The sequence below is a fragment of the Pseudothermotoga sp. genome (genome assembly GCA_025060105.1).
In the GTDB taxonomy this organism is placed as follows: Bacteria; Thermotogota; Thermotogae; order Thermotogales; family DSM-5069; genus Pseudothermotoga_A.
This window is the reverse complement of record JANXCS010000001.1, coordinates 142,576-154,210: the sequence shown is the minus strand read 5'-3', so window position 1 is coordinate 154,210 and position 11,635 is coordinate 142,576. Positions and strand designations below refer to the sequence as shown.

General features: G+C 43.6%; 14 protein-coding genes. 9 read left to right on the top strand and 5 right to left on the bottom strand.

What is annotated here, in order from left to right; all coding sequences use genetic code 11:
• Positions 1–6: 6 nt before the first annotated feature.
• From NZ875_00795 to NZ875_00755, 9 genes are all read left to right on the top strand, one after another.
• A complete protein-coding gene (locus NZ875_00795) occupies positions 7–534 on the top strand; it encodes an NUDIX hydrolase (protein ID MCS7174278.1) in 528 nt (175 codons plus the stop codon).
• A 4-nt stretch (positions 535–538) separates the two neighbouring features.
• The gene (locus NZ875_00790) at positions 539–1,117 is read left to right on the top strand and encodes a hypothetical protein (protein ID MCS7174277.1); all 579 of its coding nucleotides are present in this window, start codon (positions 539–541) and stop codon (positions 1,115–1,117) included.
• Positions 1,117–1,518, top strand: a complete 402-nt coding sequence (gene fliS, locus NZ875_00785; protein ID MCS7174276.1) for a flagellar export chaperone FliS — start codon at positions 1,117–1,119, stop codon at positions 1,516–1,518. Before NZ875_00790 ends, fliS begins: the two co-directional genes overlap by 1 nt.
• 12 nt (positions 1,519–1,530) lie before the next feature.
• Positions 1,531–2,370, top strand: a complete 840-nt coding sequence (locus NZ875_00780; GenBank protein ID MCS7174275.1) for a GNAT family N-acetyltransferase — start codon at positions 1,531–1,533, stop codon at positions 2,368–2,370.
• Between the two features lie 9 nt (positions 2,371–2,379).
• Positions 2,380–3,354 carry a 2-hydroxyacid dehydrogenase gene (locus NZ875_00775; protein ID MCS7174274.1) on the top strand — a complete coding sequence of 325 codons (975 nt, stop codon included), beginning with the start codon at positions 2,380–2,382 and terminating at the stop codon, positions 3,352–3,354.
• Positions 3,342–3,758 carry a hypothetical protein gene (locus tag NZ875_00770; GenBank protein ID MCS7174273.1) on the top strand — a complete coding sequence of 139 codons (417 nt, stop codon included), beginning with the start codon at positions 3,342–3,344 and terminating at the stop codon, positions 3,756–3,758. Before NZ875_00775 ends, NZ875_00770 begins: the two co-directional genes overlap by 13 nt.
• The gene (locus tag NZ875_00765; GenBank protein ID MCS7174272.1) at positions 3,745–5,400 is read left to right on the top strand and encodes a penicillin-binding transpeptidase domain-containing protein; all 1,656 of its coding nucleotides are present in this window, start codon (positions 3,745–3,747) and stop codon (positions 5,398–5,400) included. The genes NZ875_00770 and NZ875_00765 overlap by 14 nt, the downstream gene beginning before the upstream one ends.
• On the top strand, positions 5,397–7,187 hold the full coding sequence (locus tag NZ875_00760; GenBank protein ID MCS7174271.1) for a TIGR03960 family B12-binding radical SAM protein: 1,791 nt from the start codon (positions 5,397–5,399) through the stop codon (positions 7,185–7,187). Before NZ875_00765 ends, NZ875_00760 begins: the two co-directional genes overlap by 4 nt.
• An 88-nt stretch (positions 7,188–7,275) precedes the next feature.
• Positions 7,276–7,782 carry a CPBP family intramembrane metalloprotease gene (locus tag NZ875_00755; protein MCS7174270.1) on the top strand — a complete coding sequence of 169 codons (507 nt, stop codon included), beginning with the start codon at positions 7,276–7,278 and terminating at the stop codon, positions 7,780–7,782.
• Here the strand turns inward: NZ875_00755 and NZ875_00750 are convergent.
• Genes NZ875_00750 through NZ875_00730 form a run of 5 tightly spaced genes read right to left on the bottom strand, consistent with a single transcriptional unit; the run spans position 7,714 to position 11,625 of the window.
• Positions 7,714–8,076 (bottom strand): hypothetical protein, encoded by a 363-nt coding sequence (locus NZ875_00750; protein ID MCS7174269.1) that lies wholly within the window; start codon positions 8,074–8,076, stop codon positions 7,714–7,716. The genes NZ875_00755 and NZ875_00750 overlap by 69 nt on opposite strands.
• Positions 8,073–8,441 carry a hypothetical protein gene (locus NZ875_00745; GenBank protein MCS7174268.1) on the bottom strand — a complete coding sequence of 123 codons (369 nt, stop codon included), beginning with the start codon at positions 8,439–8,441 and terminating at the stop codon, positions 8,073–8,075. Before NZ875_00745 ends, NZ875_00750 begins: the two co-directional genes overlap by 4 nt.
• 37 nt (positions 8,442–8,478) lie before the next feature.
• Positions 8,479–9,651, bottom strand: a complete 1,173-nt coding sequence (locus NZ875_00740) for an ATP-binding cassette domain-containing protein (protein ID MCS7174267.1) — start codon at positions 9,649–9,651, stop codon at positions 8,479–8,481.
• The gene (locus tag NZ875_00735) at positions 9,638–10,639 is read right to left on the bottom strand and encodes an ABC transporter ATP-binding protein (GenBank protein MCS7174266.1); all 1,002 of its coding nucleotides are present in this window, start codon (positions 10,637–10,639) and stop codon (positions 9,638–9,640) included. Before NZ875_00735 ends, NZ875_00740 begins: the two co-directional genes overlap by 14 nt.
• A gap of 5 nt (positions 10,640–10,644) precedes the next feature.
• A complete protein-coding gene (locus NZ875_00730) occupies positions 10,645–11,625 on the bottom strand; it encodes an ABC transporter permease (protein ID MCS7174265.1) in 981 nt (326 codons plus the stop codon).
• Positions 11,626–11,635: the final 10 nt, after the last annotated feature.

Genomic DNA, 11,635 nt, shown 5'->3' with positions numbered 1-11,635 from the left:
AAACACTTGAGGGAAAAAACACTCGTGAGCCGAACTGTTTTCGCTGGTAAAATCATCACTGTCAAGGTGGACCAGGTGGAGCTTGGGAACGGTAGAACTTCATCGAGAGAAGTCGTGCTGCATCCAGGAGCGGTCGCGGTTTTACCTTTATTCGAAAGCGGTGAAGTCGTTTTGGTCAAACAGTTCAGATACCCCATCGGTGAAGAGTTGCTCGAAGTACCGGCTGGAAAACTTGATCGGGATGAATCCACTGACGAATGTGCTTTGAGGGAACTCCGTGAAGAAACGGGACTTTTGAGCAGGAAACTCTCTTACCTTGGTTTCATATACACAAGTCCTGGTTTCTCAAGCGAGAAGATACATCTGTATTTGGCTGAGGATTTGATGCAACTGGAACAACAACTCGACCCCGATGAGATACTTGAAACAGTCAAGCTCCCTCTGAACGAAGCCGTGAGAATGTGCCAAGAAGGCAAAATAAATGATGCTAAAACAGTTGCTTTGATCTTTCTTGCTTCTATGAGAAGGAGTTGATACTGTGGTGAGGGTTCTATTGAATGGGAAAGAATCGGTATTTTCAGAGAGTCAGTTCAAGAATCTCGGTGAACTGTACGATCGTATAGCACCTAAGGGTATGGTACTCAAAAGGATCATCATAGACGATCAAGAAATTGAAACAAACAAACTTTCTGAAAGGTTGTCTGAACCTTTATATGATGGAGAAAGAATAGTCATGGATTTTGTCACACCGCAAAAGTATCTTGAAGATATGCTACCTAGCATTTTGAATTACATAGACACCGTCATCAACTTGCTACCAGGTGTGGCTGGGAGAGTCAGGGAGCTTGAACCTAAAGCCTTCAAAGACATCGAAGATCTATCCAATGCCATTTCTGCTTTGGAAGATCTCAGGCAGAGTGTACAAGTCATTGTGCCAGTGGAAACTGACGGCAGTACCATGGTTGTGGTGAAGTTGAAGAATTTTCTGCAAGCTTTAGAAAAACAAGATATGAGTTTGATAGCTGATTGTCTCGAAAAAGATATGCCTCAGGTCATGCGCTTCTATGCAACGCTTTTCGAGAAAGCTCTTTCAAAGTTGAGGGAGGCGAGAACTTGATGAAAGATTTTTATCTTGAAAACGCTATAATGACGGCCAGCCCGGCGAAGTTAATTGAGATGATGTACGAAAGGTCAATCGAACTTCTCAAAGAAGCGAAAGAACTCATTGAAAAAGAACTTTTTTTAGAGGCCAACGATAGAATCAAAAGGGTGCAAGACATATTGATGGAATTGAATGCCTCGTTGGATATGGAGAAGGGTGGACAGATCGCTCAATCTCTCAGATCTCTCTATCTCTACATGTACAAAACCCTGGTAGAAGGCAACGTTAAGAAAGATATCAAGAAGATCGAGGAAATCCTTGGTTACTTCGAAGAACTGCTAATGGCCTGGAGAACCGCGATGAAATCCTCAAGCGTTGAACGAAAACCTGAAGGGGGCTTCAACATATCGGTCTGATGGGGTGAACGCATGTACGAGATAGTTAAGGTGTCAGACTTTCCCTTGATACGATTTTTGAATTTGGTGAAGGAGATATTCCAAGATTATCCTTTGCCTATCCAGTGGGATTTGTTCTCATTCAACCTCGATGTGAGAGAAAATTCGCTTTCACTCTCCGATTCGTATATCTTTTTGAAAACTGGAAAACCCGTTGGCTTCGTTCTATGCTGCATCAGGAGAGATAGAGGAAGGATCGATTCTATGGGCGTGATCCACGAAGAAAGGGGAACGGGTTTAGCAAGGGAAATACTCTCATTCGGTCTTGAGGGACTCAAGAAGAGGGGAGTAAAGAGCGTTGTTCTTGAAGTTCTCACAACCCAGGAAAGGGCTTTCAATTTCTACTCAAAGTTTGGTTTTAGAGTCACAAGAAGACTGATCTCTATGATAAAGGAAATTCCAAATCCACGATTTTCAGCACATTTTCTCAGTACCGAAAGAAAATCCATCCACAAATCTGCTTTGGAAGCGATGGTGAGACTTTCTAGACATCCCAACTGGCAGAGGGAGCCAGTCACGCTTCTGCTTTCAGGTGATAGATACAAAATGGCCAGAATTGGACAGAATCTTTCAGGATATGTTGTGTGGGGCAAAGGTGAAGAGAACGCATTCATCGTGGATTGTGCTCCAATCAAAGTTGAGTACTCGTACTCAGAGCTGGTTGAACAATCTGCCAATTTCGTTTGCCAAGTTGAAAAGAGAAGAATCTGCTATTTAGGTAATGTTCCAGAGAACGACCCATTGTATCCTGCCGCAAAGCAAGCTGGGTTCCAACCTCTGTTTGAACAATATGAGATGTCGCTGCAACTTTGAGGTGATATTATGATCGTCCTTTTTATGAACAGATTGGATATCGAGTGGTTGAATAGGATAAATGAATTGAGAAAGAGATATCCACATGTAACGTTTGAAACCCGTTTTGAAAACCCGGCGGCAAATTCTTTATTGAAAGTAGCTGAGGTTGTTGTGGCAGGAAGATTGTCAAGAGAGGATATAAGCGAAGCAAAGAATCTGCGTTTGATAGTGGTTCCTATGGCGGGTGTAAACGCCCTCGATTGGCAAGCAATCAGAGAGAAGAAAATAAACGTGTGTAACTGCCATTCGAATGCCTTCGCCGTTGCAGAAAGAGCTCTCGCACTCGCTTTGTCTTTGCTTGGCCGTGTCGTGGAATATGATCGAGACCTTCGACATGGAATTTGGCATGGTTATTCTATTCGTGGAGGAGAAAAAGATCACTGGACCAGTCTGCGCAACAAGCGCGTTTGTATCGTTGGATTCGGACATATCGGTCAAGAGCTTGCAAAGTTACTGGAACCTTTCAAATGTCAAATCATCGCAGTGAGGAGAAACGCCCAGAAAGTAGAAGACAGTATAACTTCCGACCTAGATTGGGCAATAGAAAAGAGCGAAGTAGTCTTCATCACTCTTCCCCTCACGAGAGAAACGAGAGGTTTGTTCAACAAAGAGAGGTTATTCAAAATGAAAAACAAGTTTTTGATAAACGTTTCGCGTGGAGAAGTGGTGGATGAAGAAGCTCTCTTTGAGGCGTTGAAAGAAGGAATTCTTGCCGGTGCAGCGATCGATACCTGGTACGTCTATCCCAGCTCGGAAAGGGAATGTGTCCTGCCGAGCAAATATCCTTTCAATGTCATGAAAAACGTTGTCATGTCACCACATGTAGGAGGATATTGTCTAGAAGCATCTAAAGGCTTGATGAACGAAACTTTTGAGATCCTTGAAAGGTACATCTTGACTGGCGAATTGATGAACAAGGTGGATCCAGAGTGCGAATATTGAGTACTCGGTGGGTTCGAAGTCTGATATTGATCGCGGTTGGAACGATCTGTCTTATTCTAGATGGAGCGTTCCTCGATTTGTTTCCATCTTTGATTTTTTATCTTGCTTTAGAATATCTTTGGTTTGAGTCTGGATTGGACGCTCTCCGCGTGATGATCATTCTCACATTTCACTCAGTAGCGTGCTTCGGTAACATACGAATAGTGTATGTTGTACTGTTCGCTCTCCACGAGTCGTTTCTCCTTTGGAGAGAACTCTTCCTCAAACCTTTCGTCCCCTTCGTCATCTATTTGGTGACTATCTGTTTCATTTGCTCGATCATGGGAAGTTACTGGATCGGAGCTGTTGCCGTCACACTAGTGGCTTTATCACTCTGGAGGGGTAAGGTTGTTGAAAAGATCTGAGATTCTTCTCAGAGCATTACTCTTTGTTCCCTTTGCAGCGTTACTCATCAGAGCTTTCGTTCTACAAGTCGTTCAGTATAGATCTCACAGAGAATATGTTGAATCACTCAGAGTGCACGTTAGAAGTATCGAAGCTCCGAGGGGTCGTATACTGAGCAGAGACGGCGTGATACTCGCTTGGGATGAGGAAGAATTGGTAGCTCACGCAACGCTAGCAACCGATTTTCAAGAGGTTGGTAAGATAATCGGCTCAGAGAGAAAAATTGAACTCATCTTGAACGGACGTTTGAGAGTCACGGAAGCTGAGGCTATCAAGTTACAGCAAGCTGGTGTCTATATAGAAAAGAAGTACATACGAAAATATAGAGGCACAGCCGCACACGTTGTAGGTTATGTTGATGTCTCCCGCAGTGGTGTGACAGGTGTAGAGAAAAAGTACGACTCCTTGCTCAAGGGCAAACCTGGCTATGAACTGGTGAGTGTTTCACCTTCTGGGAAAGTTCTTGGTAGATTGCTCACATCAGCGCCACTTCCTGGAAAAGATCTCATTCTCACTATCGATTCCAGGCTTCAAGAGTACGCAGAAAACTTGCTGAAAAGATCGAACCGTAGGGGTGTGATTTTGGTCCAATCAGTGAACGGCGAGATCCTCGCACTGGCGTCTCATCCGAGTTTCGATCCGAACATTTTGACTCAAGGTGTTGAGCCGAGAGAGTGGAACTTGCTTGTAAGTGATCCTCAAGCTCCTCTTTTAAATCGAGCCATCAGTGCACTGTACCCAGTTGGTTCCGTCATAAAACCTTTATATGCAATTGCTTACTTGGAAAAATTCAATCAGAGCGATTTAATCGTGAACTGTCCGGGATACTATGAGTACAGAACATCGACTGGCGCGGTTGCTGGTGTTTACAAAGACTGGTACATAGCTGGGCACGGACTAACAAACCTTCGAAAAGCTCTGAGGGTTTCCTGTAACGTGTTTTTCTATCAACTCGCGTTGAAACTTGGCATTGAGGAAATGAAAACGTGGGCTGAGAAATTCAAAATATCTTACACCACGGGTATCGATCTACCGGGAGAAGTTGGAGGTCTTTTTCCAGACCCAAGTTGGAAACAAAGGAGATTCGGCGAACTTTGGTACCCCGGCGATACTATTCTGTGCGGTATAGGACAGGGATTCATCGTGATGACTCCCATACAGATTCTAAATTTCTTCAACACTCTGGCCAACAGAGGAATATGTTACACTCCACACGTTTTACTGCAGATTTTTGAACCAAGTACAAAATCAACTGAGCAAGTACAACCATCGATATCTTTGACTGTCCAAATAAGTCCAGAAACTTGGTCTTTCCTCACAAACGCTCTGGTTGAAGTCGTGGAATACACAGATGGTCCTCAGGACGAAGGCACAGCATATCAAGCTTTCAAAGGTGCCCGGTTCAAGGTAGCCGGTAAAACAGGAACGGCAGAAGTTGGTAAAGCGGGTCAAAGGCCTCATTCTTGGTTTGCGGGTTTCAGCCCCGTAGATAGGCCACAAGTTGTCGTCACTGTGCTCATCGAAAATGCTGGCTCTGGTGGTGAAGCTGCTGCACCGATGGCAAGAAGGATTCTTGAATACTATTGGGAGTTGAAAAGATGATTCTAAGAAAAATTCACGAGATTCTGAACGATGTTGAAAAACCTGCAAGATACATAGGAAATGAATACAACCAAATCCTTAAGGATCCATCAAAAATTCGGCTCAGAGTAGGTCTGCTTTTCCCAGACGTTTACGAAGTTGGTATGTCGAATCTAGGTTTGGCCATCATCTATGATGTTCTGAATGAAATGGAGTATGTGTGGGCTGAGAGGGTTTTCATGCCTTGGATCGATATGATGAATCTCATGAAGAAAAGAAGCATACCTCTTTTCACCCTCGAATCGAAAACACCTGTCAAAAATTTAGACGTGCTCGGCGTATCATTGCAACATGAATTGCTCTACACAAATGTGCTGAAAGCTCTTGAGCTCGCTGGTATACCTCTGCTGGCTGAAGAAAGGAGCAACGCTGATCCCATAATTTTGGCCGGTGGTCCTTGCACAGTGAATCCTGAGCCGATAGCTCCCGTTTTTGATGCAGTAGTGATTGGAGATGGGGAAAGTGTGGTTCAAGAAATCTCGAAATGCTTGATCGAAACGAAGGGTGCAAATAGAAAAGACAGACTCAAAGCTCTCTCACAAATTGAAGGTGTGTATATCCCAATGTTTTACGACAATTCGACTCCACCAAAGCCCATTTCTCATGATATTCCTGAAAGAGTGAGACGTAGGATCGAGCAGAACATCGAGAGACAGCTCACGAAAAGGATCATCCCCCACATTCAACTCGTGCACGATAGGATCTCTGTTGAGGTCATGAGAGGTTGTACGAGGGGATGCAGGTTTTGCCAAGCAGGTTTTGTGTACCGTCCCGTGAGAGAGAAAAAGTCGAGTTCTATCTTCTTTGAGATAACTAAAACTTTACTCTGCACTGGTTACGAAGAAATCGGCTTACTCTCGCTTTCTAGCGCAGATCACTCAAACATATCCATGATAATTGAAAGACTGAAAGATCTTTCAGAAACAAACCTCATATCTGTGTCCATTCCTTCAACGCGCCTTGACGCATTCGGCATAACCTTAGCAAATAACGTTGGAGGAGCTAGAAGAACTGGATTGACCTTCGCCCCAGAAGCTGGCACTCAAAGACTCAGAAATGTGATCAACAAGGATATTTCAGATGAAGATTTCATCAAATCCCTCGAAATTGCCAAAAAACACGGTTGGCGAAGAGTAAAACTGTATTTCATGATAGGCCTTCCCACCGAAACAGACGAAGACTTGGAAGGTATAGTGTCAATGGCAAAAACCGCGAAAAAAATTGGCTTTGAGCATGTGACATTGTCCATCGCAACCTTCATTCCAAAACCCCACACGCCGTTTCAATTCGCTGAACAAAAGAATTTGGATTACTTTAAACACGCTGAAAATATACTGCGTCAAGCAAAGAAATTTGCCAAAGTGAACTTTCACAATCCAAGCATGAGCCTCATTGAGGGTGTTCTATCACGAGGTGATAGGAAGGTATTTTCAGCATTGATAAAGGCACATCAAATGAACGCGTGCTTCGACAGCTGGGAGAACATTTTTGATCAAGAGAAATGGTTGAAATCGTTCGAATTGACGGGATTACAAGTTGAAAAATATTTGCGCAGTAGATCCCCGCACGAATCGTTACCCTGGGACCACATAGATACAGGGGTCGACAAAAAGTTCCTCATCAGCGAGTTCGAAAAAGCCATGAGGGCAGAAACAACTCCAGATTGCCGTTGGAATGGTTGCCAAGCTTGTGGGGTGTGCAACTCCATAGTGAAGAACACACTTGAAAAACATGCTGAAAGTCATTGAGGGTATAACACTATTATCAATTTTCCTAATCTTGCAAAATCTATGTAGGCTCGTAAAGTTTAATCTTCGACTTTTTTGTATTTCCACTGTGCAGTTGACCTATTCAACTTTGGTTTATCTTTTAAAATCTCAATTTGGCTTTTCCCCACACCTAAAAGGTTTCATACCGTTCGGTTTACTCTTCATCTTCACCTTGTTTGCAGGCAAATTTCTCGGGGCAAAATCGGCTCGTGTTGAATTCAAACCAACTTTCAACAATTTGATAACGATCGGTCTTTTGATACCAATTTCTGAAGAGCTTCTTTTCAGAGGAACTTTACTAAGTCTGTGTCCAAACGTTTTGACCAATGGAATAGTTTTTTCAATCGTTCACCTTCTAAACGTTGCCTCAAAGTTTGAAACGTTTTCGCTGTACAATTTGATCTACAGGTTTGTGGTGGGTTACATCTTCGCTGACTCGGTGCTTGCAACAGGAAGCCTCTTTTCTGCCACGATTTGTCACGTTTTAAACAACTTTCTTGGTATCTTACTTCCTTGGCTTGAGCATGAAACCAAAAAACGCCGACAGAACAGTCGCGGTGAAAAACACGAGTAATGAAACAGAAACGGCTTTCATTGTTAGAGTCTGAACCACAAACTGTAGAGTCTCCTTCATGTAGTAACTTATCGAAACATAGCTCAAAACTCCAGCAATTATGAAGGAAAGTGTCATAACAAATAGCGATTTAGAAAAAGGTCTCAAATCGTTACCAACCCTCAAGGACAACACGAGAGAAAGCACCCAAACCGCAGACGAAGGTAGCGGTGAAAAATCATTCAGAAGCAATTCGAACACCGCCGCGTGATAAACCAAAACCATCACACAAATGAAGAAAACCGTTCTCCTCATTCAATTTTCACTTCCAACGGAAGATAGAGATTCACTTTCAACCAAAGCCATTTGATCAACACGTTACTGTAACCCTGAGCCCTCCATTTCTCTTTACCGTAGCCTTCCCAAACACTGGTAGAAAATTGTGCCGTCTGATGGCCAAACATAGAGTTTGAAATGAGCTTCAGAACATTCCCTCGTTCATCTTGGAAATAAATCTGGTAATCCACCGGATAAATCTTTAATCCATCGAAACCTTCGATGAGTACAGTACCGTGAATTGTTCCACCGTCGAACCTGATCTTGCAGACCGCCTTAGCTTTGGACAATTTTTGAGCGTAACCGCGATAAACAAAAACCCCAGCAGTATAGTTCAAAGCCACCAGGACAAAAGCGGTCCAAAAGACAATTCTGAGAAAATCAATTCGCCTCGCCTGAGACGACATAGCACGCCACGAAATGATTCGGAGCAACTTCTTTCAGTGGGGGATGATCATTCTTCTCACAGAACTCGACTGCGTAAGGACATCTATCAAAAAACCTACAGCGTGGAGGTGGATCGATCGGCCTCGGAACGGTTCCTTTGATGTTTGGTTCCCCCCTCTTGATCTCAGGATCTGGTATCGGAACTGCTGCGAGCAGTGCCTGCGTGTACGGATGCAGTGGATTCTTCAGGACCTCCTCAGTTGGACCCTTTTCAACTATTTTGCCAAGGTACATTACAGCTATGTCGTTACTCATGTACCTTGCGACTGCTAAATCGTGAGTGATGTAAAGATAACTCATCTGATGTTCCTCAGCGAGCCTCATCATGAGCTTCATGACCCCTGTTCTTATAGATACATCGAGCATTGATGTTGGCTCATCCGCAACGACAAAAGAAGGATTCAATATCAACGCCCTAGCTATAGCCACACGCTGTCTTTGTCCACCAGAAAGTTCATGTGGGAAACGAAACATGAAAGTCTCTGGAGGAGTCAGACCAACATCGGCAAGCATTTTTGCTACCATCTCTTCTCTTTCCTTCAGGTTTCCAATTCCGTGTATGTTCAATGGTTCAGCAACGATGTCGAAGATCGTCATCCTTGGATTGAGAGATTCGTATGGATCTTGAAAGATCATTTGGATCCTTTTCCTTAACTGCCAAATTCTCTCGCGCCTGTTTTGAAGCAACTCATCAACAAACTTCGCTTCGTTCTTTCCCAAATCCAAAAATCTCTGTGCATATATAGCATCGATACCAGTTAAAGACTTCAGTTGTTCATCACTCATATTTGAGAACCTTTTAACGTATGTCTCTCTAACGTATTTCCTCGCAGCCGATTCATCTTCATAAAGTAGTGGCGTTACATCCTCTTGTTCCACCACGATCCTACCGGATGTAGGTTCTTCTAAACCTACAAGAACTCTACCGGTAGTGGTTTTTCCACAACCAGATTCACCAACCAAGGCGAGCGATTCTCTTCGTTTTATTTCGAAGCTGATCTCATCAACTGCATGAACAAAATGTTTGACCTTACCGAAGATCCTCCGCTCGGCGGGAAAGTACTTGCGAAGATTCTCTATTTTCAGAACCACGTCATTCTTCTGCATAGAAACGCACCACCTCTTTGGGTTGAATCGGATGATGGCACATCACGAAGTGACCTTTCTCTATCTCCCGGTACTCCGGCTCAGTTTCTTGACACAACGAATCGGCTTTCGGACAGCGCGGTGCAAAACGACAACCTTTTGGAGGATTCAACAGATTAGGTGGTTCTCCAGGTATCGTGACCAGTTCGATCTTCTCACCAACCGTGCTTGGAAACGCATGCATGAGACCGTACGTGTATGGATGCATGGGACGCTTAAAAATTGTTACTGAATCAGCGAGTTCAACGAATTTTCCAGCATACATGACAGCAATTTTATCGCTGACCTCTGCTATCACTGCGATATCGTGGGATATATATATCATTGCCATATTGAGCTTCTTTTGAATTTTTCTGATTTCTTTGAGTATTCTATCTTGAACTATGACATCCAAAGCTGTTGTAGGCTCATCAGCAATTATGATTTTGGGATCACAAGCGAGTGCCATCGCTATAACTGCCCTTTGTTTCATACCTCCACTGTACTGATGAGGGTACTGATCCATACGCGATGGATCCAAACCGACGAGTGTGAAAAGTTCCGCGACCTTTTCTCTAGCTCTGTCAACTGGCATCTCTGGAAAGTGATTTTGAATGGCTTCTACGATCTGATCACCAACTTTATAAACAGGGTTCAAAGAATTCATGGCAGCTTGGAATATCATCGAAATGCCGCGCCATCTGTATTTTCTCATCTCAAATTCCGGTAATTTCACCAAATCAATTGGACCATTTCCCATATCGAACAACACGCTACCGCTCTTAAATTCTGCATTATCTGGGAGCAATCTCAAAATAGTCATCGATATAGATGTCTTACCACAACCAGATTCACCGACTATGCCTAAGCTCTCACCATGATTCAAATCGAAATTTATTCCATCAACTGCCTTCACGTATCCCATTTTTGTTCTGTAGTACATTCGCAGATCTCGCACCGACAGAAGCACTGAGATCACCTCTTCCTCAGTCTCGGATTGACTATCTCTTCAAGACCGCGACCTAAGAAATAGAACGAAGAACACAGTAGCGTGATGCATGCACCCGCAGGAAGCCACAACCACCAGTACGTACCAATGCTGGCCCCCATCAGATAACCCGAAGATTCAGCCATCTGTATGATGACTCCCCAGCTCATGCGTATATTCGCTAAACCAAGGAACGACAAAACAGCTTCCGTGAAGATGGCTCCAGTGACGTTGAACATCATGTAGAGAAACGAGAGTGGCAGAATGTTTGGAATAATGTGTCTGAATATGATGTAGGCATCACTTGCCCCAGTTGCTTTAGCCGCATCTATGAAAGGTCTCACCTTCACTGTCAAAGCTTGAGCCTTGAGGACCAACGTTATTGAACCAAAACCAGCAAGAACACCCATGATCAGTGCAAGCCTAAAGAGCGTCAATTCAATGAAAGCACTCAGTACCATCAACAGTGCTAAGCTTGGAAACAACATGACGATATCAGCGAGCCTCATGAAAAACGTGTCTATGATACCACCATAGTAAGCGGCACTGGCTCCAATGATCGTTCCTATGATCACGGTGATGAGTGCCGCAGTGATACCGAGTACGAATTCTCTTGGTGTACTATACATGATCATCGCTAAGATATCTCTTCCGAGCGGATCCGTCCCCAAAGGATGCCTGAGAGAAGGTGGTGATGGATGAGTGAGTATGTTAGGATCGAAACCTATGACTGGATCGTAGGGCATGAACGTTTGGTAAGTGAAAAGATCGTTTTTCCAAAAAATGTTTTTCATCAACCATGGATAAAATGGATACATCAAACCAAAGATTGCGAAGAATATTATCACACCTAAACCAAACAATGCAAGTTTTTTCTCCCTGAAGAGCTCCCAACCAGTCTTAAGTGATCTGAGCCAAAGCCTTAATCTTATTCTCCACAGAGGTTCTGCAACTGTCAGATCAGTCACCTTAGACCAC

What these genes read in the sequence shown, in the direction of transcription:
- fliS (MCS7174276.1), top strand. Translation starts at nt 1,117, where the DNA reads ATGAAAGATTTTTATCTTGAAAACGCTATAATGACGGCCAGCCCGGCG.
- NZ875_00780 (MCS7174275.1), top strand. Translation starts at nt 1,531, where the DNA reads ATGTACGAGATAGTTAAGGTGTCAGACTTTCCCTTGATACGATTTTTG.
- NZ875_00775 (MCS7174274.1), top strand. Translation starts at nt 2,380, where the DNA reads ATGATCGTCCTTTTTATGAACAGATTGGATATCGAGTGGTTGAATAGG.
- NZ875_00760 (MCS7174271.1), top strand. Translation starts at nt 5,397, where the DNA reads ATGATTCTAAGAAAAATTCACGAGATTCTGAACGATGTTGAAAAACCT.
- NZ875_00750 (MCS7174269.1), bottom strand. Translation starts at nt 8,076, where the DNA reads ATGAGGAGAACGGTTTTCTTCATTTGTGTGATGGTTTTGGTTTATCAC.
- NZ875_00740 (MCS7174267.1), bottom strand. Translation starts at nt 9,651, where the DNA reads ATGCAGAAGAATGACGTGGTTCTGAAAATAGAGAATCTTCGCAAGTAC.